General features: G+C 43.3%; 23 protein-coding genes. All 23 read right to left on the bottom strand.

Annotated features, from left to right (window positions below; all coding sequences use genetic code 11):
* Window positions 1-44: 44 nt before the first annotated feature.
* The gene (gene spoVK / locus ACZ444_RS07555) at window positions 45-962 is read right to left on the bottom strand and encodes a stage V sporulation protein K (protein ID WP_382357343.1); all 918 of its coding nucleotides are present in this window, start codon (window positions 960-962) and stop codon (window positions 45-47) included.
* A 111-nt stretch (window positions 963-1,073) separates the two neighbouring features.
* On the bottom strand, window positions 1,074-1,298 hold the full coding sequence (gene hfq / locus ACZ444_RS07550; protein WP_382357342.1) for an RNA chaperone Hfq: 225 nt from the start codon (window positions 1,296-1,298) through the stop codon (window positions 1,074-1,076).
* Between the two features lie 38 nt (window positions 1,299-1,336).
* Window positions 1,337-2,272 carry a tRNA (adenosine(37)-N6)-dimethylallyltransferase MiaA gene (gene miaA / locus ACZ444_RS07545; RefSeq protein ID WP_382357341.1) on the bottom strand — a complete coding sequence of 312 codons (936 nt, stop codon included), beginning with the start codon at window positions 2,270-2,272 and terminating at the stop codon, window positions 1,337-1,339.
* Between the two features lie 159 nt (window positions 2,273-2,431).
* Entirely contained in the window at window positions 2,432-2,554 is a 123-nt protein-coding gene (locus tag ACZ444_RS07540; protein WP_464433232.1) for a hypothetical protein, read from the bottom strand.
* A 151-nt stretch (window positions 2,555-2,705) separates the two neighbouring features.
* Window positions 2,706-2,891 (bottom strand): DUF1129 domain-containing protein, encoded by a 186-nt coding sequence (locus ACZ444_RS07535; protein WP_382357339.1) that lies wholly within the window; start codon window positions 2,889-2,891, stop codon window positions 2,706-2,708.
* A gap of 218 nt (window positions 2,892-3,109) precedes the next feature.
* A complete protein-coding gene (gene mutL, locus ACZ444_RS07530) occupies window positions 3,110-4,948 on the bottom strand; it encodes a DNA mismatch repair endonuclease MutL (RefSeq protein ID WP_382357338.1) in 1,839 nt (612 codons plus the stop codon).
* Window positions 4,949-4,966: 18 nt separating this feature from the next.
* Window positions 4,967-7,537 carry a DNA mismatch repair protein MutS gene (gene mutS, locus ACZ444_RS07525; RefSeq protein ID WP_382357337.1) on the bottom strand — a complete coding sequence of 857 codons (2,571 nt, stop codon included), beginning with the start codon at window positions 7,535-7,537 and terminating at the stop codon, window positions 4,967-4,969.
* 159 nt (window positions 7,538-7,696) lie between these two features.
* On the bottom strand, window positions 7,697-8,266 hold the full coding sequence (locus ACZ444_RS07520) for an outer spore coat protein CotE (protein WP_382357336.1): 570 nt from the start codon (window positions 8,264-8,266) through the stop codon (window positions 7,697-7,699).
* A gap of 195 nt (window positions 8,267-8,461) precedes the next feature.
* Window positions 8,462-8,890, bottom strand: a complete 429-nt coding sequence (locus ACZ444_RS07515) for a YlbF/YmcA family competence regulator (RefSeq protein WP_382357335.1) — start codon at window positions 8,888-8,890, stop codon at window positions 8,462-8,464.
* A gap of 1 nt (window position 8,891) precedes the next feature.
* Window positions 8,892-10,472, bottom strand: coding sequence for a tRNA (N6-isopentenyl adenosine(37)-C2)-methylthiotransferase MiaB (gene miaB, locus ACZ444_RS07510; protein WP_382357334.1), 1,581 nt, complete (start codon window positions 10,470-10,472; stop codon window positions 8,892-8,894).
* Window positions 10,473-10,673: 201 nt separating this feature from the next.
* Window positions 10,674-10,934: a stage V sporulation protein S gene (locus ACZ444_RS07505; RefSeq protein WP_382357333.1), complete on the bottom strand. Its 261-nt coding sequence runs from the start codon at window positions 10,932-10,934 to the stop codon at window positions 10,674-10,676.
* Window positions 10,935-11,051: 117 nt separating this feature from the next.
* Entirely contained in the window at window positions 11,052-11,849 is a 798-nt protein-coding gene (locus ACZ444_RS07500; RefSeq protein ID WP_382357332.1) for a TIGR00282 family metallophosphoesterase, read from the bottom strand.
* A 102-nt stretch (window positions 11,850-11,951) separates the two neighbouring features.
* Window positions 11,952-13,517 (bottom strand): ribonuclease Y, encoded by a 1,566-nt coding sequence (gene rny, locus ACZ444_RS07495; protein ID WP_382357331.1) that lies wholly within the window; start codon window positions 13,515-13,517, stop codon window positions 11,952-11,954.
* Between the two features lie 224 nt (window positions 13,518-13,741).
* On the bottom strand, window positions 13,742-14,800 hold the full coding sequence (gene recA / locus ACZ444_RS07490) for a recombinase RecA (protein WP_382357330.1): 1,059 nt from the start codon (window positions 14,798-14,800) through the stop codon (window positions 13,742-13,744).
* Window positions 14,801-14,986: 186 nt separating this feature from the next.
* Window positions 14,987-16,231 (bottom strand): competence/damage-inducible protein A, encoded by a 1,245-nt coding sequence (locus tag ACZ444_RS07485; RefSeq protein WP_382357329.1) that lies wholly within the window; start codon window positions 16,229-16,231, stop codon window positions 14,987-14,989.
* Window positions 16,231-16,809, bottom strand: a complete 579-nt coding sequence (gene pgsA / locus ACZ444_RS07480) for a CDP-diacylglycerol--glycerol-3-phosphate 3-phosphatidyltransferase (RefSeq protein ID WP_382357328.1) — start codon at window positions 16,807-16,809, stop codon at window positions 16,231-16,233. Before pgsA ends, ACZ444_RS07485 begins: the two co-directional genes overlap by 1 nt.
* Window positions 16,810-16,845: 36 nt before the next feature.
* Window positions 16,846-17,769: a helix-turn-helix domain-containing protein gene (locus ACZ444_RS07475; protein WP_464433231.1), complete on the bottom strand. Its 924-nt coding sequence runs from the start codon at window positions 17,767-17,769 to the stop codon at window positions 16,846-16,848.
* A 25-nt stretch (window positions 17,770-17,794) separates the two neighbouring features.
* Entirely contained in the window at window positions 17,795-18,580 is a 786-nt protein-coding gene (locus tag ACZ444_RS07470) for a DUF3388 domain-containing protein (RefSeq protein WP_382357326.1), read from the bottom strand.
* 130 nt (window positions 18,581-18,710) lie between these two features.
* Complete coding sequence (locus ACZ444_RS07465; RefSeq protein ID WP_382357325.1) at window positions 18,711-18,968, bottom strand: DUF3243 domain-containing protein; 258 nt, start codon at window positions 18,966-18,968, stop codon at window positions 18,711-18,713.
* Window positions 18,969-19,040: 72 nt separating this feature from the next.
* Entirely contained in the window at window positions 19,041-19,763 is a 723-nt protein-coding gene (ymfI, locus tag ACZ444_RS07460) for an elongation factor P 5-aminopentanone reductase (protein WP_382357324.1), read from the bottom strand.
* A gap of 135 nt (window positions 19,764-19,898) precedes the next feature.
* Window positions 19,899-20,858 carry an ABC transporter permease gene (locus ACZ444_RS07455; RefSeq protein ID WP_382357323.1) on the bottom strand — a complete coding sequence of 320 codons (960 nt, stop codon included), beginning with the start codon at window positions 20,856-20,858 and terminating at the stop codon, window positions 19,899-19,901.
* On the bottom strand, window positions 20,859-21,905 hold the full coding sequence (locus ACZ444_RS07450; RefSeq protein WP_382357322.1) for an ABC transporter permease: 1,047 nt from the start codon (window positions 21,903-21,905) through the stop codon (window positions 20,859-20,861).
* The gene (locus ACZ444_RS07445; protein WP_382357321.1) at window positions 21,902-23,431 is read right to left on the bottom strand and encodes an ABC transporter ATP-binding protein; all 1,530 of its coding nucleotides are present in this window, start codon (window positions 23,429-23,431) and stop codon (window positions 21,902-21,904) included. Before ACZ444_RS07445 ends, ACZ444_RS07450 begins: the two co-directional genes overlap by 4 nt.
* Window positions 23,432-23,463 lie beyond the last annotated feature (32 nt).

The raw sequence follows: 23,463 nt of genomic DNA, 5'->3' as shown, positions 1-23,463 counted from the left end.
CAAAGAAATACCGCCTGGGCAATTCGGTGCATTCCTATCGTCTCTCACCGATCAAACGAAAGATCTTCTTCTGTCAAAAACATCAAATCATTAACCGAGAACATCTCCTGATTCAGAAGTCTGACAGCGTGATGCCGAATAGATCGCTCAACTATATTTCGGATATAGCGAGCATTAGAAAAATTGGCTGTTGTCGTCTGTTTCTGTATATTTATATGTGATCGTAATTTCCATACCGCTTCTTTTGTCAAAGCATACTCACGATCTTGAACCATTTGTTTGGCGATCATTATAAGCTGATCAATTTCGTAGTCCTGAAAATCCATGATAAATGGAAAACGAGATTTTAAACCAGGATTAAATGTTAAAAACCGTTCCATCTCTTTAGGATAGCCAGCCAGTATGAGAACAAAATCGCTATGATAATCTTCCATATGTTTGACCAGCGTATCAATGGCCTCCTTGCCAAAGTCTTTCTCCCCGCCTCGTGCTAATGAATAGGCTTCGTCAACGAATAGAATGCCTCCCATTGCTTTTTGAATGATACGCCGTGTTTTTTGGGCGGTTTGACCAATATACTCACCAACAAGATCAGCACGCTCCGCTTCAATTAAATGACCTTTCGAAAGCAGATTCATATCATAATACATCTCAGCCAGTTTTCTGGCGACGGTTGTTTTACCCGTGCCAGGATTCCCTTTAAACAGCATATGGAGAACTTGTCTGGATTTGGTCATACCCATTTCATGCCGTTTGTCATTGACGACAATGGTTGCATAAATTTCTTTTATCGTTTGTTTTAGCTGATTCATACCAATAAAAGCAGAGAATTCTGTGTCAATATGTGAGAATGGATTGTGTGACGTAATACCATGATTGTCTTTTTGAACGGTTCTGCTCTGTTCATCTTGCAGTATAATATTTATTTGCCCATTTTTGTTACGAAGCTTTTGCGTATCCACATAATCACCCTTTCGTCACGATAGCATACGCGGCTCAGGGAAGCGGTGTGACAAACGCCTAATGGGCTGCATTGGCAGAAAAAAACGGGCGCACTCGGGCGCCCGTTTTTATCATTCTTTGTCCAGTGGTATATTTCTAACTGGAGCAAAAGTTGAAATAGCATGCTTATAAATCAGCTGTTGTTTACCATCCGTTTCAACTAACACGGTAAAGTTATCAAAACCTTTTACAACGCCGCGCATTTGAAAGCCATTTGTCAGAAATAACGTAACGGAGACATTATCCTTTCGTAGTTTATTCAAATACTGATCCTGAATGTTAACCGACTGCGCCATCGTGTTTCCTCCTCTTTTGAAACTCTGGCTTAATACTTCTAGATCCTTGCAAGCATTCCTGCCAGGTCGTCAAAAATTTTTTCAAAAGTACCGTCGATTGCATCGGGTGTTACATGATACCAATTTACCTGCATCTTATTTTTAAACCAAGTGTACTGCCGTTTGGCATAACGTCTCGAATTTCGCTTGAGTAATTTTATGGTGTCATCAAAGGTCTGCTCTCCTTTAAAATAAGGGATAAACTCCTTGTAGCCGATACCACGCAGCGCCTGATGATTCTCATATCCCTGATTATAAAGCAGTCTCACTTCTTCCACAAGCCCTTGCTCCAGCATTTGCTCGACCCTGGCATTGATACGCTGATACAAAAGCTGCCGATCCATCTCGAGACCAAGCAAAATCGGACTATAGGGTGAATTCTCAGGCTGATCCTGCTGATAGTCTGACATCGTCTTCCCTGTTGTTTCGTAGATTTCGAGGGCTCGAATGAGGCGCTGGTGATTGTTCGGATGTATTTTGACCGCCTGATCCGGATCGATAGCTTTCAGGTTCTCATATAACTTATCAGCCCCCAGCGTTTTGAGCTCCTCTTCCAAACGGCGGGTGACGTTCTCATCCCGGGGCTTTTCGGCAAAATGATAATTATACAGGGCAGCCTGGATATAAAGACCGGTTCCGCCAACAATAACAGGCAGTTTGCCGCGTCTGTTGATAGCTTCAATCGACGCTTGCACCATCTGCTGGAAATCCGCAGCTGAAAAGGGTTCTGACGGATGTTTAATATCCAGCATATGATGAGGGATTGATTGCTTATCGTTCTGCGTTATCTTATCCGTTCCAATGTTCAATCCTCTATACACCTGCAGCGAATCTCCGTTTATAACTTCGCCATCAAAACGGTGGGCTATATCAATGCTTAACCGCGTCTTCCCTACTCCGGTCGGTCCAACAATTGCTACGACTGGCTGTATCATCTGCATTCCCCTATCACATTCTTACACATTGAGCACAAACAACAGTAAGTTTAACGTGTTCCTAATAGCTTAAGCAAATCTTATTATCTCACAATCATCATCCGCAAACAATTATTAGCGGGTTTATCATACTCATTACGCCCATTTCAGCAACAAACGCTACAGCTCATAAATGGTGCTGGCAGTCAGACGATACCGGTAAAGCCAGTCCAGGTGCTGTCCTTGATTATTTAACTTAAGTCTGTCTTCAATCATACTCATAATGATCAGCAGATTTTTCATACTTTGATTGCTTGCTTCACCTCTAAATTTGGCACTTAACTCCTGAAGCAAGGTAGGTATACTGCATAGAGCGGATTTTTTAAGTTGAAAATCAGCAAGTAACTGATCACAAACATAGCTATAAAATTAATCGGAATACCAGTTCAAATATTCAAGCCCGCCAAATAGACATCAGCATGGCTGTGATTGTGGAAATCCCAATTAAAATGTTTTCTGATCCGAACAAAGCCATAAAGGCAAAAATAAATGCCATAATGCCGACAAATAGCAGGTTGTTGGAAATAATGGTTTTTTGTTTATTTTCATACGTACCATCTTTTTTAATATGTTTTCGCATTTAATGTTTTAATATTAAAGTTTTAAATGCAAAACTAAAATGCTCACTATTTCACACATGATATTAAATCAATTTCCTTCACTATAACCAAACAGCTTGTTCTGGAGCTAACCAATCAAAAATGAGGCAGGTGTCTCACATCCACTTCCTGCACACATTTAAAATTGACCAGCTTTAAGAATAATGGATTTCGTTATATCCCAGCCTTAGACCAATAACTACATAACCCGCTTAAACATTTTTTCCAGCTCATAGGATGAAAAATGGATGATAACCGGCCTTCCGTGCGGGCATGTGAAAGGATCCGCTGTCGCCCGCAAATCTTCCAGCAAACGGAACATATCATCAGAATTTAAATAGTGATTGGCTTTAATAGACCGCTTGCATGACATGAGTGCTGCAGCACCTTCTCTGATGGATGCCACATCCACTTGTTCATCCTGCATAATCTGATCAATCATTTCCCGGATAACCTCTTCTTCATAGCCTTTTGGAAACCAATTAGGGTGAGACCGGATAATGTAGGTTTGGTTTCCAAACGGTTCAAAAAACAAACCAACTTGAGCAAGGTCTTCTATATGATGATCAATAAAAATAGCTTCCTGTTTGGAAAAGTCAAACGTTAATGGAATCAACAGTTCCTGTACTTCATTGGCCGTTTGACCTAATTTGCGTCTGAACTGTTCAAATTTAATACGTTCCTGAGCTGCATGCTGATCGATCATATACAAACCAGTTTCGTTTTGTGCCAGAATATAGGTCCCCTGAACCTGACCAATTGGGTGCATAACGGGAATCCGCTCTTGTGTCTCAGGTATTTGAGCCGTTGTATCTTTATCATCCAACGAGGCGGCTGAACTGGCTAAAGGGGCTTTCCAATACCTGTCTTGAGATGGAACCGGATATACATCGGGTTCGGTGTCAGCAGAAACCACATTTGGCTGAGATTCATTGACCTGTTGTGTGAACGAGGTATTGGTTTCTGTTTTGGGTTCCGGAAAGGTCATTGTATTTTGCAGTGATTGCCTCGTGTTATCCGGCTTAGGCTGTTCCTCTTCCATCTCCGGTATGAGTGATATCTGCCGGAAAGCATCACGAATAGCGCCTTCAATCGCTGTGAAAAGTTCTTTGTCTTTACTAAAACGAACTTCAAGCTTTGTGGGGTGCACATTCACATCAACTAAAACCGGATCCATGTCAATGTTCAAAACAACAACTGGGTAACGGCCCACCGTAAGCAGTGTATGATAGCCTTTAATAATTGCCTGTGATAGCTGCATACTCCTGATATAGCGACCATTAATCATGGTCGATACATAATTCCGGGAAGCTCTTGTCACTTCCGGTTTGGCAATATAACCATTAATCGAGAAATCAAGCGTATCACGGTGAATCGGGATCATTTTTCTGGCAACACTCATGCCATACACCTGGCTGATAACCTGCAGCCGATCACCAGTACCGGCAGTCGCAAACAGCTGGTTGCCATTATGAACAGCTTCAAACCGAATACCCGGATGGGACAAGGAGAGCCGGTTAAGCAAATCAGTTATATGTCCCAGTTCCGTATGAATGGTTTTCATATATTTCAGGCGCGCCGGCGTATTGTAAAATAAATCGTCTACAATAATCTCCGTTCCCTGGCGTGCATCACTTTTAGACCGGTCTGATATCTCACCGCCTTCAATTGACAGCCATGTACCGGCCCCATCTCCCTGCGACGTTTTAATCTTTAACCGGCTGACCGCCGCGATACTGGCTAAAGCCTCTCCACGGAAACCTAATGTGGTCACCCGAAACAGATCAGATTCCTGTGTGATTTTACTTGTCGCATGACGCAGAAAAGCCTTTTCAGCATCTGTTTCAGACATCCCTCTCCCATTATCAACGACTTTAATTGATTGCAGCCCAGCTTCTTCGACTTCCACCCGAATCCACGAACTATTCGCATCGATACTGTTTTCAATCAGCTCTTTGACAACAGAAGCTGGACGTTCCACAACTTCCCCGGCCGCTATTTTATTAGCCAGTGTATCCGGGATTTGCCAGATTTCCATGGAAACACCCCCCTCTTTTTATTCCTCTTCTGTCTGTTTTTGCAGCCGATATAATTCATTCATAGCTTCTATTGGGGTCATCTCAAATAGATTGACAGCTTTAAGTTCATCCACGATGGTATAGTCTTTTCGGCTTTCCTGTACTGATTCATCGTGTGTCTCCCCGGTCTGGTCGAAAAGCGATAATTGACCAGTGTCGGCCACAGGAACTTCACTATGTTGTTCCAGCTGCCCCAAAATGGCACGGGCCCGTTTTATCAATGGTGCCGGCAGATCAGCCAGCTTAGCTACATGAATCCCGTAGCTTTGATCCGCGGCCCCGTCCTGAATTTGATGCAGAAAGACAACATTCCCATCATGTTCCTCAGCCCGGACATGAATGTTTTTCAGCTTGTCCAGTGAATTCTCCAACGCTGTCAGCTCGTGATAATGTGTCGATAGGACGGTTTTAGCATGAATGTGATCATGAATGTGCTCTACAATCGCCTGCGCCAGAGCCATCCCATCATACGTGCTTGTACCACGGCCAATTTCATCCAGCAGAATTAAACTATTTTCCGTTGCGTTTGTAATCGCGTGATTGGCTTCAAGCATTTCAACCATGAATGTACTCTGACCCGAAACAAGATCATCAGCCGCTCCAATTCGTGTGAAGATTTGGTCGAAGAGAAGCAGTTCAGCATCTTCACAGGGAACAAAGCAGCCAATCTGCCCCATAATAACAATAAGTGCAAGCTGGCGCATATAAGTGCTTTTACCAGACATATTTGGACCCGTTATCAACAAAATATCGGTTTCCCTGTCAAGCTGGATATCATTCGGAACAAAGGCATGATCCTTCACGACTTGTTCAACCACCGGGTGACGACCGTTTTTAATCGACAGCAACTGATCCGAAAACCGGGGACGCTGGTATTGATTTGCCTCACTTACCGCTGCAAAACCCTGAAGAACATCGATTTGACTCACAACTTCTGCTAAATACTGAATAGCCGGAATATGCTCTTTAACCTGGTCACGAATCGTCATAAATAAGTTATATTCCAGATCAACACTTTGTTCTTCGGCCTCCAGGATCAGCTGTTCTTTTTCCTTCAGTTCCGGTGTAACATAACGCTCGGCATTGGCAAGCGTCTGTTTGCGTTCATATCTGTCCTCAGGCAATAAGTGCAAATTAGCTTTTGTAACTTCAATATAATAGCCAAAGACCCGGTTGAATCCTATTTTCAATGACTTTATACCCGTTTCCTGACGCTCTTTTTGTTCCAGTTCAGCAATCCATTGTTTCCCGTCTGTTGAGGCACTGCGATACGTATCCAGTTTAGTACTGTAGCCATCTTTAATGATGCCGCCTTCTGTTACAGATGCAGGCGGATCATCTTTCAAGCCGGCATCAAGCAATGTCATAAGATTTTCCGGAAATTGAAGCTGACTGCTTAAGTGTGTGATTCTTTGCTGCTCAAATTGCGTTAAAATGGTTTTAAGGTCAGGAATCTGGCCCAATGATTGTTTCAGCTGGATCAGATCCCGGGCATTAACATTACCGTAAGCTATTCTGCCGGCAAGACGCTCCAGATCATAGACAGATTTCAGTGTTTCACGCAAAGTATCGCGTTCCATAAACCCGCGTAAAAACCCTTCCACTATATCAAGCCTTGCTTCAATCTGCTGCTGATTTAACAAGGGACGATCAAGCCACTTTTTAAGCATGCGTGACCCCATTGGTGTTACAGTCTGATCGAGCACCCATAGCAAGCTGCCCTGTTTTCCTTTTTTCATAAGCGTTTTGGTCAGTTCCAGATTTCGCTTGGAATACATATCCAGAGCCAAATAATGATCCAATTCAATTAGTTTAACAGGCTGCAGATGATCGAGTGACCGTTTTTGGGTGGTCATAATATAGTTAAGCATCCTGCTGAGACCATGTACGAGTCGTTCATCATTTAAATTGGCGCACAAATCCCGAAACTCAGCATCAAATGACACATCATCCTGATAGGATAAGGTGAGCTGCAGCTTTTCAGCTAAAGTTTGCTGTATCGACTCCGGCAAGTCAGAGCCAATAACCATCTCCTTAATCGGCTGATTATACAATTCATGCATGACCGCATCCCAGCCATCTGTGATCAGCGCAATACTGTTTTCGCCAATCGATAATTCACTATAGACAATCACATAGGAACCATCTGGAAAATAGGTGAGACTGGCAATATAGTTATGGTCACGTTCCTCCAGCATATTGCTTTCCATGACCGTTCCCGGGGTAACCAATTGGACAACTTCCCGTTTGACCACCCCTTCGGCATCTTTAGGATCCTGAACTTGTTCGCAAATCGCTACTTTATAGCCTTTTTCAATTAAATTTTTAATGTAATTACTAGATGAATGATAAGGTACACCACACATTGGCGTCGGGTTCTGCTTGCCGCCGTCCCGCTTCGTCAGTGTGATTTCCAGCTCTCTTGCTGCCAAAGTGGCGTCATCAAAAAACATTTCATAAAAATCACCAAGCCGAAAAAATAAAAAAGCATCCTGATAGTCATTCTTGATGCTCATATATTGCTCCATCATTGGTGTGTATTTAGCCATCACGAATCCTCCAAAACATACATATCGATTATTATATTATAGCATATATAACCGTATTAAAACGACTGATGAAAGTTGATCAAGAATTTAAGTCATTTCTGGAATATGATGGTGCAGTAAAGGAAAAAACTTACGAGAGTATAAACTCTCGTAAGCAGCTCAGTCACTGAAGTTACTGCCGCTGTCAACAAAATCCGGTTCAACATCATTTAATTCATCGTCCGTAATATCAGCACCCCAGTCATCGTCGTCAAATGCCAGACCTTTCTGATCTACTTTGACGGCTACTTTCGTCTCGCCAATGATTTGTACGCCAAACTCGCGTTCAACTTCCACAGCAATTTTCTGGCCATATTCCGTAATTTCACATTCCAGGCAGTTTGGCTGCTGTACTACTTTGGCAATAACATCATAGTCATCATTCAAACTGTTATCGTCCTTCACAGACAGTGGAACTTTGTCGGTATACGTGACGCGTTCGGTAACGACTTCGGTTCGGGTATTATCGTTGTAGGAGTACCAAATGTTAATGTCATAGCTGCCGCTTATCTCAACAGTGTCTTCTGATTTTTTCTTAGCATTATATAAGTGGTTGATCACCCAGCAGCCAAGGATACTGGACGGATTATGTGATGGTGATACATGGTGGGTTGCTTCCGTAAACTTTCTGCCTTTGCCGCAGACCGCTTTTGTAATAATCTCTCTGTACTCATGATCAAGATAGGACATAAATTGTTACCTCCTTTTTCTCATAGCATCGTATGCAAGACAAATACCTAAAGTGCATAGCTGACTTGGAAAAGGAAGCAATGACGCCTGCCACGCTTCATACTAAAAGCCAGGCAGTTTCCATGCCTGGCTTCATTTCGCGCGCTATTCATCAAGGTGAACGATAGTCTCCATGACCAGCAATGGAACTAAATATTAACGGCTGCTGGCTGACTCGTCAGGGAATTCTTTTCCTGTTTCACCGGAAAGAAGATCACCGCCTGTAGATGTGATGACATTGTTGGTCACCTCACGGGAAATCGTTCCCGATACAAGCTGCAGAACATCATTGACAACACCCTGTGTCTCTTTAAATTCCTGAACAATAGGAATGGCATCGACTTCTTCATGCAGACGGTCAATTTCTTCTTCAACTTTTTTCAAGGCTTCTGTTTTGCCGTATGCCTGAAAATTAACAGCTTGTTTTTGCAGTGTCTTGATTTTTTGAATTAGACTTTGCACCTTTTGATTGTTGTTGATTTTAGCCTCAACCTGCTTAAAGCGGTCAATTTCTTCTGTATCGGCAAGCATACCCGCTAATGTTCTTGCCTCATCCATTATTTGCTGGCGTGTATATTCTGCCATATTATTTCACCTCAGCTGGCGTTTCGGCCATAACACCATTTAATGACCATGTTCTGGCTTCTGTGATTTCAACATCGATAAGCTGGCCGATTAATGATTTTGGTGCTCTGAAATTAACTAATTTATTCCGTTCCGTATAACCTGCGAGAACGTCAGGATCTTTTTTACTTTCACCTTCAACAAGCACTTTAACGATTTCACCTTTATACTGTTGCATCGATTCAGCAGATTGTTTATTAACCAGTTCATTCAGCCGATAGAGACGCTGTTTCTTAACGTCTTCAGGAATGCTGTCTTCTTTTCGGGCTGCCGGCGTTCCTTCACGCGGTGAATAGATGAATGTAAACGCCGACTCAAAACCAACTTCTTCGACTAGGGACATTGTTTCTTCAAACTGCTCTTCCGTTTCATTCGGGAATCCGACTATAATATCTGTTGTCAGAGTCGCATTCGGCATGGCTTCGCGAATCTTTCTGACCAGCTCCAGATAATCCTCCCGGGTATAGCGGCGGTTCATTTTCTTAAGAATCCGGCTGCTTCCTGACTGGACCGGCAGATGAATATGATCAAGCAGATTGCCGCCCTGGGAAAGAACCTCGATTAAGCGATCGTCGAAATCTCTTGGATGCGACGTGGTGAAACGGATTCTTGGGATATCGATTTTATGAAGATCGTCCATCAAATCACCCAGACCATAATCCGACTCGTCAAAATCCTTGCCATAAGCGTTAACATTTTGGCCGAGAAGGGTGACTTCCTTGTAGCCTTGCGCTGTTAAATGGCGTACTTCCTGAATAATATCCTCTGGATGACGGCTGCGTTCTTTACCTCGAGTCATCGGTACAATGCAGTAAGTGCAGAACTTGTCGCAGCCATACATAATATTCACCCAAGCCTTAACGCTGCCTTTACGGGCTTTGGGAAGGTTTTCGATAATATCGCCTTCTTTGGACCACACTTCAATTACTTTTTCCTTGCCAAAAATGGCATCTTTGATAAGCTGTGGCAACCGATGAATATTATGCGTTCCAAAGATGAGATCAATTTGCGGGTGTTTTTTCAAAATCCTGTTGACGACCCCCTCTTCCTGGGACATACAGCCACATACACCAAGAATCAGGTCGGGATTCTCGCGTTTTAGAGCCTTCAAATGGCCGATTTCACCAAATACTTTATTTTCCGCATTTTCGCGTATGGCACACGTATTCAGCAAAATAACGTCTGCTTCTGTTTTATCATCCGTTGATGTATAGCCCATTTCCTCCAGAATACCAGCCATTACCTCTGTATCGTGTTCATTCATCTGACAACCATATGTACGTATCAGGAACTTTTTATCCTGGCCAATGTTTTCCATATCTTCCGGGATGCCGAAATCATAGTGTACTTTGATATCGTCACGACCGCGTTTTCTGGCTTTGCTTAAATTAGGCGGTTCATAGGATGTCTCAAAGTACTTGGAAATCAAATCGTCGCTTGATGTATTCTGCAGCCGTTCCATATTATTCGCAGCAGATTTTACGTCTGAGGAATTCTCCGGCTGCTTAATTTGAGCTTGCTGTTTCCGTTCATCTTCGTTCATATCCAAACTCCTTTCAGCTATACCTCAAGTTATAGCTATAACCATCCATAATGTCATTATAAAGGCTCAGGACAAATTAAACAATACATGACCCATTACAGCTGGGCAACCAGACGCTAACCTGAACATGGGCGCCTGACTGCTGAAACAATAAAAATAGTGCTGCGCAAAAGCACAACACTGGTAGTAAAAAATATGATATTATCTCGGTTCGACAATTAACTTAATGGCTGTCCGTTCTTCTTCATCAATCATAATATCCGTAAATGCCGGTATGCAGATTAAGTCAACGCCGCTTGGTGCCACAAATCCTCTGGCAATCGCAACTGCCTTAACAGACTGGTTCAGAGCACCGGCACCTATTGCCTGCATTTCTGCTGATCCTCTTTCTCTTAATACGTTTGCAAGTGCACCTGCTACTGAATTTGGATTTGATCTGGCTGATACTTTTAATACGTCCACTCCTAGTACCTCCTTCATGTGCTATTGTCATTCTACTGATACTATATTCTTATAATTGCTAGCTTATAACCTCATTATGCAACAATATTTCTAAACATTCAAATAAAGCGAATCGATTTAAGTGAAGAAGGGATGATCATCATTTATCATAATCCGTTCAGCAGCCGTTGCTTTTCCTGTCTTTTCATTAATTGTTATCAACAGACCGTTCAGTTGTGCCCGGCCTTTTTTATCCACTTCAAAACGCCCTGGCAAACCTGTTAAGAACGTTTTCATAACCGCTTCCTTTTCCATGCCTATAATTGAATCATACGGACCGGTCATGCCAACGTCCGTTATATAGGCTGTTCCGTTCGGAAGCACGCGTTCATCAGCTGTCTGAACGTGCGTATGGGTACCAGCTATCGCTGTCACTTTTCCATCCAGATACCAGGCCATAGCCTGTTTTTCACTTGTTGCTTCGGCATGGAAATCAACAAAGATGATGTTGGTCCGCTTTTTAGCCTCCGAAATCAATTCATCCATTTTACGAAAGGGATCATCAAGGGCAGATAGAAATGTTCGGCCTTGTGCATTAATAATAGCAACTTCTGTGCCGTTCAAGTTAACAAACGTCATCCCTTTCCCCGGCGTTCCCTCAGGAAAATTGGCTGGCCTGACTAGATTTTTAGCATCATCTATGAATTCAAATATCTCTTTTTTATCCCATGTGTGATTCCCCATGGTAATAGCCTGTGCTCCAGCTTCCAGCAGCTGTTTGTAAATTTTCTCAGTTATCCCTTTGCCAGCTGCAGCATTCTCGCCATTAATGACCGTTATGTTTGGGTGGTAGACTTCCTTTAACTTGGGTAAATACTGTTGAACCATTTCTCTTCCGGGTGACCCTGTTACATCACCTACAAATAATAATTTCATTGTGCTCCATCCTTCTATCTGCGTAATTAAATATAGTGTTGCATAGTATCTGAGTATTGTAAAGTAACTAAAAATAGAAGCGGCCGGTTATGGCCGCTTGTCCTATTTTGCATATTCAACTGCCCGTGTTTCCCGAATAACCGTCACTTTGATATGACCTGGGTAATCAAGTTCACCTTCAATTTCTTTACGGATATCACGTGCAATTCGAACTGAATCAATATCATTAATTTCGTCTGGTTTAACCATAATTCGAATTTCTCTTCCGGCCTGAATGGCAAAGGATTTTTCAACTCCAGCAAACGACTCAGAGATTTCTTCGAGTTTTTCAAGACGTTTAATATAGTTCTCCAGGGATTCACTTCTGGCACCTGGTCTGGCAGCTGACAACGCGTCGGCCGCTGCGACCAGAACTGAGATAATTGATGTTTGTTCCTCATCACCATGATGGGACGCAATCGCATTAATAACAACGTCATGTTCCTGATACTTCATGCCCAGTTCTTTACCAATTTCAACGTGACTTCCCTCGACTTCATGATCAATCGCTTTTCCAATATCATGAAGCAGACCAGCCCTTTTTGCCAGTGTCTGGTCTTCGCCTAATTCTGCTGCAAGCAGCCCGGCGAGATACGCAACCTCGGTCGAATGCTTCAAGACATTCTGCCCGTAACTTGTGCGATATTTTAAGCGGCCAAGTATTTTGATAAGATCTGGGTGTAACCCATGTATGCCGACTTCGAATGTCGTTTCTTCCCCAACTTCACGAATCTGATCGTCAACGTCACGTCTGGCCTTATCAACCATCTCTTCAATTCTGGCAGGATGAATCCGGCCATCCTGTACAAGTCTTTCCAGAGCCATTCGGGCAATTTCGCGACGAATTGGGTCAAATCCGGACAATACGACCGCTTCCGGTGTATCATCGATAATTAGATCAATACCGGTCAGTGTTTCCAGTGTCCGTATATTACGGCCTTCACGACCAATAATTCGCCCTTTCATGTCATCACTTGGGAGATTGACAACAGACACAGTTGTCTCGGCCACATGATCCGCAGCACAACGTTGCAAAGCCAGTGAAAGAATGCTTTTAGCCTTCTTATCTGCCTCTTCCTTGGCTCGGTTCTCTGCTTCCTTAACTTTCAGAGCGGTTTCGTGGTTGACTTCCTGCTCAACCCGGTCCAGAATAACCTGTTTTGCCTGGTCACTCGTATAGCCCGAAATCCGCTCAAGCTCTGTCTGCTGTTCGTTAAGCGTCGCTTCCACTTTGCTTTCCATTTCTTCAATTTGTTGTTGTTGTTCTGCTAATGATGCTTCCCTTCCTTCCAGCGTTGTTTCCCGCTCATCCAGCGTTTTTGTTTTTCCGTCCAGATTATCTTCTTTTTGCAACAGGCGATTTTCCTGTTTCTGTACTTCAGATCGCCGTTCACGTAACTCATCTTCTGTCTGCTGGCGTAAATTATAGGCTTCATCTTTCGCCTCGAGAAGTTTTTCTTTTTTAGCAGCATCCGCATTCCGATGTGCTTCATCAACTATTTGTTTAGCTAAAGTCTCCGCACTGGAAATTTTAGCTTCACCAATCGATTTACGAATTAGGTAACCAACAACAATACCGACGATCAGGATTACGGCAAGCAAAATGGAGATGACTAAAGGATTATCCATGATTTCACCTCCTCTTGCTATAAAATTGTACAATTCATTCATTATTGTCGGCGTGTAAAAGGTTCAATAATAAACAATTTATTGTATAATAAAATAAGTAAATTATACAGTTTAATTTTACTGTGCTGTGTCATTTATGTCAAGAAAACGTAATAATTTGCAAATCAATAAGAAAAAAGTCCTTTACCGCATGCCAGCAAAGGACTTCTCATCATCTGATTCGTTTATACATCTGTTGTTTCCTGATCAGTTTGTTCGTCATTTTCTTCCTGATCAGCCTGTTCCTCTTCCGGTTTATCATCCAAATGATAATGTTCGCGAATTGCTTGATGAATTTCCATTTTAGTTGCTTCATTTTCTTTCAGGAACTGTTTAGCATTTTCTCTTCCCTGTCCCAGGCGTTCACCATTATACGAATACCAGGCACCGCTTTTTTGAACGATATCCAAGTCTGAACCAATGTCCAGGATTTCACCTTCTCTAGAAATCCCTTCTCCGTACATGATATCAACTTCAGCCTGCTTAAATGGTGGAGCAACTTTGTTTTTGACAACTTTTAAGCGCGTTTTATTCCCAACCATATTATTGCCTTGTTTAAGTGTTTCTGCACGGCGTACTTCCAGTCTGACAGATGAATAGAATTTAAGTGCGCGGCCGCCAGGCGTTGTTTCCGGATTACCGAACATAACACCGACTTTTTCTCTGATCTGATTAATAAATACAGCCGTTGTTTTTGATTTGTTAATAGCACCGGACAGTTTTCTCAGCGCCTGGGACATCAGGCGTGCTTGAAGTCCAACGTGTGAATCCCCCATTTCGCCTTCGATTTCGGCTTTTGGCACCAGAGCTGCTACCGAGTCTACAACGATAATATCGATGGCACCGCTGCGTACCAGCGCTTCAGCAATTTCCAGTGCCTGTTCTCCGGTATCCGGCTGTGACAAAAGCAATTCATCGATATCAACACCCAGCGCTTTCGCATAAGTCGGATCAAGCGCATGCTCAGCATCGATAAACGCGACCTGTCCACCCTGCTTCTGTGCTTCAGCAATGGCATGCAGCGCCACCGTTGTTTTACCGGATGATTCCGGTCCATAAACTTCTACCACACGGCCCCTTGGATAACCGCCAATGCCAAGAGCGACATCCAAAGCCAGTGAGCCGCTTGGAATCGTCGCCACATTCTGTCCTTCCTGTTCACCAAGTTTCATAATCGAACCTTTGCCAAATTGCTTTTCAATCTGTTTCAACGCCGTATCCAGAGCCTGATTTTTATCTCCCAATGAGCGTACCTCCCTTATAAGTGAAACAATTCTAGTTTTATCATACGCCCTTTTGAACATTTTCTCAATAGAAAGGCGAATAAGTGTTCTTGTATTTTAGTGAATGAACAACAGGTGAAAAGGAAATTTAACGGGGGCTTAGAAAAATAAAATTGTATTTCACCATTTAACAGTGTGGTTATATAGTCATTTTAACAGATTAAACAAAAGTTCATAACCCTTTAGAACAGCACGTTCGCGCACCGTTTGCCGGTCACCCTGAAACGTATATTTTTCCACCGTTTGTTTTCCAGACTTGTCATAAACACCGATAAAAACAGTTCCGGCAGGCTGTCTTTCACTGCTGTCCGGACCGGCTGCACCTGTAAAACTGATGCCAATATCTGAATCAAGACGCGACCTGACATTTTCTGCCATAGATGATGCACACGCTTCACTGATCGTACCATGCTGCCTAATAAGCTCAGAGGAAACATTGAGTACTTGCTCCTTCACTTGAGTGCCATAGCAGACAATGGCGCCAGTACACACATCCGAAGCACCCGGAATAGCTGTTAGTCTTTCTGTAAACATACCACCCGTTAAACTTTCGGCAGCCCCAAGTGTATAACCCTGCTGTTTCAGCAAACTGTAAACACTCTCCTCAAGTGTCTGATCATCGGTTCCATGGAAAAATTCGCCGACTCTTTCCATAACTGCCGCTCGGCTCTGTTTAATTAAACGATCTGCCTCCTGATCAAATTCTGCCTTGGCTGTCAGCCGGATAGCAATCCCCTGGTCCTGTGCCAAAGGAGCAATTGTTGGATTCGTCTGCTGCTGAATTAAGTCCAGCAGCTTATCCTCGACCTTCGACTCACCAATTCCTGTGAAACGGAGCATGGTGGATTTAATCACTGTATCCCGGCCAATGACCTGCTGCAGGCGAGGAATTACCCTGTCAGTCATCATGCGTTTCATTTCCCTCGGAACGCCTGGCAGGAAAACCCATGTTTTATCGTTGTGTGTCACAATCATTCCCGGAGCCATGCCTGTATTGTTAGTCATAACATCCGCTCCAGTAAAGACGCGTGCTTGTTTTCTATTGTTAGATGTCATCGTTTCCTGCTTTTCAGCAAAGTAAGCTTCAATTTTTTCCATAGATGACTTGTGCTCGATAATAGGGATGCCAGTCAGTTGCTGGAATGCTTCACGTGTAAGGTCATCTTCGGTCGGTCCCAGTCCGCCGGTGACAATAATGATATCCGCCCGCTCACCGGCAATCCGGAACTGCTCCTCAACCCGCCGGAGATTATCCCCGACAACTGAATGATGACGAACATTAATGCCAATCGATGCCATAGCCTTCGACAGCCATTGTGCATTCGTATTAGGAATCTGGCCTAATAGTAATTCTGTGCCTACAGCAACAATCTCTGCGTTTTCCTGTTTCATCATTTGGAATCCCTCATTACATGCCAATTTTTAACAAAGTAATCAACGCCTGATATAATTGTAAAAATCAGCGATAGATATAGCATCATTAAGCCAAATGGTATGCCGGCATATGAAAAGGGAAAGTTATGCAGCAGCAAAACAGCAATTGCAATCATTTGTGTGGCTGTTTTCAGTTTCCCCATATTTCCAGCGGCCAGAACAATACCTTCACCGGCTGCCACCAGCCGAAGACCCGTCACTGCAAATTCCCGGCTGATAATAATAATGGTTATCCATCCCGGGGCAAGCCCCTGTTCCACCAGTAAAATCAATGCAGCAGCAACCAGCAGTTTATCAGCAAGCGGATCAAGAAATTTCCCGAGATTTGTTATTAAATTATATTTTCTTGCATAATAGCCGTCAACCCAGTCTGTTGCAGCCGCTACAATAAATAATAAAGCTGCGGCGAAATGGGAAACGGGCAATACCGCTTCACCAATAGACCACTCACTCCAATTGAAGGGAATGGCCAGCAAAATCATGAAAATAGGAATTAGAAGAATGCGTGACAGTGTCATCTGATTTGGAATGTTCACAGTTTTCTCTCCTTCTGTGTACGTAAGCAGCTTTTCTTATTTGCCCGAGTCTTGTTCTTTATTAAGGTTAACCCAGATTTTTTGATGAAACACTTCGTTGTCCGGATCGACCGGATAATCAAGTGCTGCACCATCTACAGTAATATCAAGTGCTGGCGCATTGCCAACATTGAACCTTACCCGATCAGCCCCTGATACATCCAGTTCAATCGGTGAATCTTCAGCTGTTGCCGTATCTTTAAACAGCACGTCACCGTCACCATTATCTACTTCGAGCCAGGAATCATCCGTTGCTTCAATTGTTACAGAAATCTTATTACTGGCATGTTCCAATGTCAGTGTCGATTCAGGAGGATTTCCGGTACTCTCTTCGTCCACCGTCAGCGCTGGATCTGGACTCTCTTCCTGTGAATCAGTGCTTTCCGCATTGGCTTTGTTGTCTTCCTCAGCATCCGAACTGTCGTCATCCGCCGGCTCATTTCCGGACTCGTCATCCTGCTCGCGGACAACTTCATTATTTTCAGTTTGCGGCTGTGTCTGTGCTGAATCCGTGCTGTCCTCTGTCGACGATTCCTGCAAAAAAAACCATACGATAAAAACGATACCGATTACCAGCAGCACGACAATAACAGTCGGTATAAATGAAAAAACGTTTGTGCTTTTATTGGGACTGTTATCCTTGCGTGACCGGTGAACTTGTGAATAATGTGCTGAATTGTCCTCTTCTGTCTGGGGGACCTCTGCGTTATATTCTTCAAGAAGTTCATTGGGATCCAATCCCACAGCAGTCGCATACTCTTTAATAAAAGCACGCGCATAAAATGTTCCTGGCAGAATACTGAAATTCTCGTTCTCAATTGCCTCCAGATATCTCTTCTGTATTTTTGTTGTTTCCTGCATCGTCTCGAGCGACATGTTTTGTTTTTCTCTTGCCTCTCTCAGCTTTTCACCGATCGCCATGCGTAACACCATCCATCATTAAGAATCAAAACATTGAAAAGCCATCTCCCTGACCAAACATGCTGTCCTCAATTGGTCCATAAGTGATCTCTTCGTTCTCATCACTGCGGAGTTCAATAATATATTCAAAATCCTCCAGTTTGTATTCCGTGAATTGTACGAACATATCCGGATGTTCCACAACCTTGACCGCTGGAAGCTGCATAATTTTCCGGATAAGCTGCCAGTGTGTTTCATTAGCCTGACGTTTGGAAACAATCCCATCAATAATGTAAAGATTGTCACGATTGTACTCACCCTGGATCAGCTCATTCCGGATGGTCTGTTTAAGCAAGGTGCTTGATACGAACAGCCAGCGTTTATTGGCGGACACACTGGCAGCCACAACCGACTCAGTTTTTCCAACACGCGGCATGCCGCGTATTCCAATGAGTTTATGACCGTCCTCTTTAAACAATTCCGCCATAAAATCAACCAGTATTCCGATTTCATTCCGGACAAACCTGACAGTTTTTCGCTCATCCTCATCATTTTGGATATAGCGTCCGTGTCTTACAGCAAGTTTATCACGTAACATCGGTTTACGCATTTTAATAATGTTAATCGTATCCATTGTTTCCATAATGGATGTCATTCTCGTGATCTGTTCCTCATTCCGACACAATAAAAGCATTCCCCGCCTTGATTCGGCTACGCCATTAATGGATACAATATTAATGGAGAGCATACCTAACAGGGAAGAAATGTCACCTAATAATCCCGGGTGATTATTTTGAATTTCATATTCAAGGTACCACTCTGTCTTCTCCATCGTAAACCCCTTTTCATACATACTTAATACTATAATAAAGTATTTGCATAAAGAAGAAAAGATGTTTCTTAATTAAGACAAAAATAAAGAAGCTGCATAGTAATGCAGCTTCTTTATAAAGGCAGGCCGTTTAAGCGTTCCCTTGATTCTGCACGAGTTTAACCATCGCGCTCGCCATTGATTGTCTTTCCTCTTCAGATGCAGCACTCCAAATTTCCTGCAGTACAGCCTCTTCATTATTTTGAGCATTTGTATTAGAAGCCAGGTAATCGCCTACTTCATAAGCCATATTGTCAATCGTTTCCTGGCCCATGCCTTCGGATTGAGCCTGTTCCAGTTTATCAGCCAAAAAAGTTTTCCATGAATCAAAGTTGTCAAGAACTGACATGTCAATATGCCTCCTTCATGTTGGTTCATGACTAGCATTTGATTGATGAGGCTTGTTTATGCAACGGCATTTTCATAAATGCCAGCCGCCGCTGATATTTATGATCTCACCATGAACGTAATCACTTTTTTCCCTCATTAGAAAACGGACCATTTGGGCAACATCATCAGGGGTGCCAGCACGTCTGGCAGGAATATCCTTAATAATTTCCTCCTTTTCCTCAGATAATAAAGAAGCATTCATTTTGGTATCGATAAACCCGGGACTGACAGCGTTAACCGCTATACCAGATGGTGCTGTTTCCTTATCCAGGGCCTTTACAAAGCTGTTTTGCGCCCCTTTAACAGAGGAATAAATGACTTCATCGCCAGCTCCGGCTTCTCCCCATATAGACGTAATCAAAATAATTCTGCCCTGTTTTTGCTGGATCATCGAGGGCAATAAATTTTTCGTAATTATCCATGGCGTCTTCACATGCAGTGTAAGCATAGCGTCCATTAATGTTTCGTCGGTATTCTGAAACAGCCCATAATGTGCTCTCCCTCCAGCAAAAACAACCGCATCAACTGGGAAAACCAGCTGGCGGAGAAGATGGCTGATTCCTTCTGTCTTACTTAAATCAGCTTGTATAGTCAGGAGAACAGCTTCCTCATCCAAGCCCGTTCTGCCTTTATCCAGAAAGTGTTTATTTTGATAATAATGCAGCATCAATTGATGACCTTCCCGGCCAAGCTGCGTGACAACAGCCTGGCCGATATCGCCGCTTGCACCAATAATCAATACGTTTTTCCCCATTAAAATCACCTATTCGTTCACTGTTTTGGCAGCCGTTAAACCTAATCATCGCGTTATACAGCTTAACATAGCCATTACAGGACGTCGCAAATATCGCTTTTGGCATAAGCATTTTCGGCTCAAGTCATTTAAAGCTTATCGTGTGCCTTTAATGTAGGGTTCACCATTAGCCTTAGGTGCTTCAGCCCGGCCGATAAAACCTGCCAGGGCCAGTATTGTCAATACATATGGGGCAATCAGCAGAAACACTTGCGGTATGTCCTCCAAAACCGGAATACCACCACTTATAACACTCAGGCTCTGCGCAAAACCAAAGAATAAAGCAGCGCCCATCGCGCCTAACGGATGCCATTTTCCGAAAATAACAGCAGCCAATGACATAAATCCCTGCCCGACAATCGTCGCATGGGAAAAGTTTAAAGCTATGGTTAAAGCAAAGACTGATCCGCCCAGACCGCCAAGGACACCGGACAAAATAACAGCTGTATAACGCATTTTGTAAACGCTGATGCCATTTGTATCAGCTGCCATCGGATGCTCCCCAACTGAACGAAGCCGCAGCCCAAACGATGTTTTATAAAGAATGTACCAGACAATAAATGCTAAAATGATTGCCAAATAGGATGTTAAGTAAATATCCTGAAAGAAGATCTTCCCGATGATTGGAATATCAGCCAAAACTGGGATATCACGGGAAAAAAACTGTTCAGATACCATTTCCGTCTGGCCTTTGCCATACCATTGTTTTGTCAGGAAAACACCCAGACCCAGTGCCAGAAAATTAATGGCAACGCCGCTGACAACCTGATTGGCGCGGAAAGATACGGCAGCCACTGCATGAATCAGGGAAAAAACGCCCCCTATCAACGCGGCAGCGATAATGGAAATCCAGGGTGTCCAGGAACCAAACATATCGGCAAATTTGAGATTAAAAACAACTCCGACAAACGCACCCATCACCATAAGGCCTTCCAGCCCGATATTGATAACACCCGAACGTTCGCTGAATACACCGCCCAAAGCCGTAAAGATCAGAGGGGCTGAAAAGAACAAGGCCGGTGGAATAATTGACTGTAATAAATCGATAAACCCCATTTATTTTTCCTCCTTTTTAAAGCGGCGTATAACCCAGCGAATAATGTAGCTTGAACCAACAAAGAAAATAATCAGAGCGATAATAACGTCAACCAGCTCAGTCGGCACACCTGCTTCAGTGGGCATGTTTAAAGCACCGACCTTAAGTGCCCCAAACAGGATAGCAGCCAGCACCACACCAACAGGTGTATTAGAACCCAAAAGAGCAACGGCAATTCCATCAAATCCCAGATTATTGAACCCTGACTGTACTGACATGTACCCAAATGTTCCCAAGCCTTCCATAGCACCAGCTAAGCCTGCAAAACCACCGGAAATTACCATTGATAATACAAGATTTCGTTTAACGCTCATGCCAGCGTACTTTGAGGCATATTCATTCAGGCCAACTGACTTAAGTTCAAACCCCAGTGAGGTCCGTTCAATGATAAACCACATAATCACAACAGCAAATAAAGCGATGAATATACCATAATGCATACGCGAAAAATACGTTATATTCTGGAACCATTCAGATGCCAGTGAAGCTGTTGAGGCTACATCAGGCGTTTTATCTTCGTTATCTGACAGTACACTCCGGATGATCGCATTAGCCGAATACAAAGCTGTATAATTTAACATAATGGTTATAATAACTTCATGAACACCACGCGCAGCTTTCAAAATACCGGGAATAAATCCCCAAAATGCACCAGCCAGCGCCGCAGCAATGACGGCCAGGGGCAGATGAATGAACATGGGCGCTTCCACTGTTGTACCAATCCATACGGCTGCCAGCCACCCAACTGTCACTTGACCTTCAGCACCAATATTCAATAAACCGGCTCTGAAAGCAAACGCCACAGCCAGCCCCGTTAATATGTAGGGCGTTACCTGACGAACTGTTTCACCAATATAATAAGCATCTCCAAACGCACCATTCCAAAGAGCAACATAGCCTGTTACAGGATTGTAGCCAAATCCAAGCATCAGGAGTGCACCCGCCAATAAACCAATCAGGACAGATATGAGCGGGACCAGAATGTTAAACATTCTATTTGAATTCATGATTGGTCACCTGCCTTGTCCGCATGACTTCCTGCCATCAGCAGGCCTAATTCATTTTCATCCGTTTCCCCGGGGCTAACTTCTGCAATATTCCGGCCGTCAAACATAACAGCAATCCGGTCGCTGATATCCATGATTTCATCCAATTCAAACGAAACAAGCAGCACAGCTTTGCCCTTATCCCGTTCTTTTATTAATCGGTTGTGAATGGATTCAATAGCACCAATATCCAGTCCTCGCGTTGGCTGCGCCGCTATGAGCAAATCCGGTGAACGATCGATTTCTCTCGCAATAATAGCTTTCTGCTGATTACCGCCTGATAAAGCTCTTGCCTTGGTGTAAACGCTGGGCGTCCGAACATCATATTCATCTATAAGTTCTGAAGCTTTTTTATAGATTTCTTTATAATTAAGTGTTTTATATGTGGCATACGGCTTTTGGTAGTACGTTTGCAGCACCATATTTTCACCAATCGTAAAATCCAGAACAAGTCCGTATTTCTGCCGGTCCTGAGGAATATGGCCCACTCCGCTCTCAGTCACTTTACGGGGAGATAAATTGGTGATATTTTTGTTATTCAACGTAACGGTGCCGGATTCGGCTTTATGCAGACCGGTAATCGCTTCGACTAATTCAGATTGGCCATTGCCGTCCACACCAGCGATTCCAACAATCTCACCGGCACGCACTGAAAGATTTAAATCTTTCACCATAGCAACTTTACGATTATCTTTCACCTTTAAATCTTCAACCTTCAGGACAGTTTCTTTTGGCTCAGCCGGTTTTTTATCTGTATGAAAACTAACGTTGCGGCCTACCATAAGTGACGCCAATGCATCCGCAGACGTATCAGCTACATCAACCGTATCGATTCCCTCACCTTTGCGAATCACAGTACAGCGGTCAGCACTGTCCATAATTTCCTTCAGCTTATGTGTGATTAGAATGATCGACTTGCCTTCAGCAATCAAAGAGTTCATAATTTCTTTCAGTTCAGTGATCTCCTGGGGCGTCAGAGCTGCAGTAGGCTCATCAAAAATTAATACCTCCGCACCCCGGTACAATGTTTTAAGAATTTCGACACGCTGCTGCATACCAACGGAAATATCACGGATCTTAGCTGAGGCATCTACACGCAAACCGTAGCGATCCGACAATTCCTGGACGTCTTGTTCAGCTTTTTTTAAATTAACCTTCCCAAATTTAGTCGGTTCATTTCCCAGAATAATATTTTGTGTAACCGTAAAAGGTTCTACAAGCATAAAATGCTGATGCACCATACCAATGCCCAGTTCATTCGCAACGTTCGGGTCTGTAATATTAACAGGTTCGCCATTGACGCGAATTTCTCCTTTTTCCGGCTGATAAAGTCCGAATAATACATTCATCAGCGTCGATTTGCCAGCACCATTCTCACCTAACAAAGCATGAATTTCCCCTTTTTTCAGCCGGAGGGTAACACGATCATTGGCAACAACTCCAGGAAATTCCTTGCGAATATCGATCATTTCGACGACATAATCCACGTTTATCACTCCTAAAATCAACGATCACGTAG

The organism is Lentibacillus kimchii, assembly GCF_055381965.1.
Note: the sequence above shows the minus strand (reverse complement) of the source record. Positions and strands in the feature narration are given on the sequence as shown.

Excerpts from the sequence above, each read along its gene's own strand:
- rny (WP_382357331.1), bottom strand. The coding sequence starts at position 13,517 with ATGGATAATCCTTTAGTCATCTCCATTTTGCTTGCCGTAATCCTGATC.
- ACZ444_RS07500 (WP_382357332.1), bottom strand. The coding sequence starts at position 11,849 with ATGAAATTATTATTTGTAGGTGATGTAACAGGGTCACCCGGAAGAGAA.
- mutS (WP_382357337.1), bottom strand. The coding sequence starts at position 7,537 with ATGGCTAAATACACACCAATGATGGAGCAATATATGAGCATCAAGAAT.
- ACZ444_RS07540 (WP_464433232.1), bottom strand. The coding sequence starts at position 2,554 with ATGAAAAATCTGCTGATCATTATGAGTATGATTGAAGACAGACTTAAG.
- ACZ444_RS07450 (WP_382357322.1), bottom strand. The coding sequence starts at position 21,905 with ATGAATTCAAATAGAATGTTTAACATTCTGGTCCCGCTCATATCTGTC.
- ACZ444_RS07455 (WP_382357323.1), bottom strand. The coding sequence starts at position 20,858 with ATGGGGTTTATCGATTTATTACAGTCAATTATTCCACCGGCCTTGTTC.
- miaA (WP_382357341.1), bottom strand. The coding sequence starts at position 2,272 with ATGATACAGCCAGTCGTAGCAATTGTTGGACCGACCGGAGTAGGGAAG.
- ACZ444_RS07485 (WP_382357329.1), bottom strand. The coding sequence starts at position 16,231 with ATGAAACAGGAAAACGCAGAGATTGTTGCTGTAGGCACAGAATTACTA.
- ymfI (WP_382357324.1), bottom strand. The coding sequence starts at position 19,763 with ATGGGGAAAAACGTATTGATTATTGGTGCAAGCGGCGATATCGGCCAG.
- ACZ444_RS07520 (WP_382357336.1), bottom strand. The coding sequence starts at position 8,266 with ATGTCCTATCTTGATCATGAGTACAGAGAGATTATTACAAAAGCGGTC.
- mutL (WP_382357338.1), bottom strand. The coding sequence starts at position 4,948 with ATGGAAATCTGGCAAATCCCGGATACACTGGCTAATAAAATAGCGGCC.
- ACZ444_RS07470 (WP_382357326.1), bottom strand. The coding sequence starts at position 18,580 with ATGGAGAAGACAGAGTGGTACCTTGAATATGAAATTCAAAATAATCAC.
- ACZ444_RS07535 (WP_382357339.1), bottom strand. The coding sequence starts at position 2,891 with ATGCGAAAACATATTAAAAAAGATGGTACGTATGAAAATAAACAAAAA.
- ACZ444_RS07475 (WP_464433231.1), bottom strand. The coding sequence starts at position 17,769 with ATGGCGATCGGTGAAAAGCTGAGAGAGGCAAGAGAAAAACAAAACATG.
- ACZ444_RS07465 (WP_382357325.1), bottom strand. The coding sequence starts at position 18,968 with ATGTCAGTTCTTGACAACTTTGATTCATGGAAAACTTTTTTGGCTGAT.
- hfq (WP_382357342.1), bottom strand. The coding sequence starts at position 1,298 with ATGGCGCAGTCGGTTAACATTCAGGATCAGTATTTGAATAAACTACGA.
- ACZ444_RS07515 (WP_382357335.1), bottom strand. The coding sequence starts at position 8,890 with ATGGCAGAATATACACGCCAGCAAATAATGGATGAGGCAAGAACATTA.
- miaB (WP_382357334.1), bottom strand. The coding sequence starts at position 10,472 with ATGAACGAAGATGAACGGAAACAGCAAGCTCAAATTAAGCAGCCGGAG.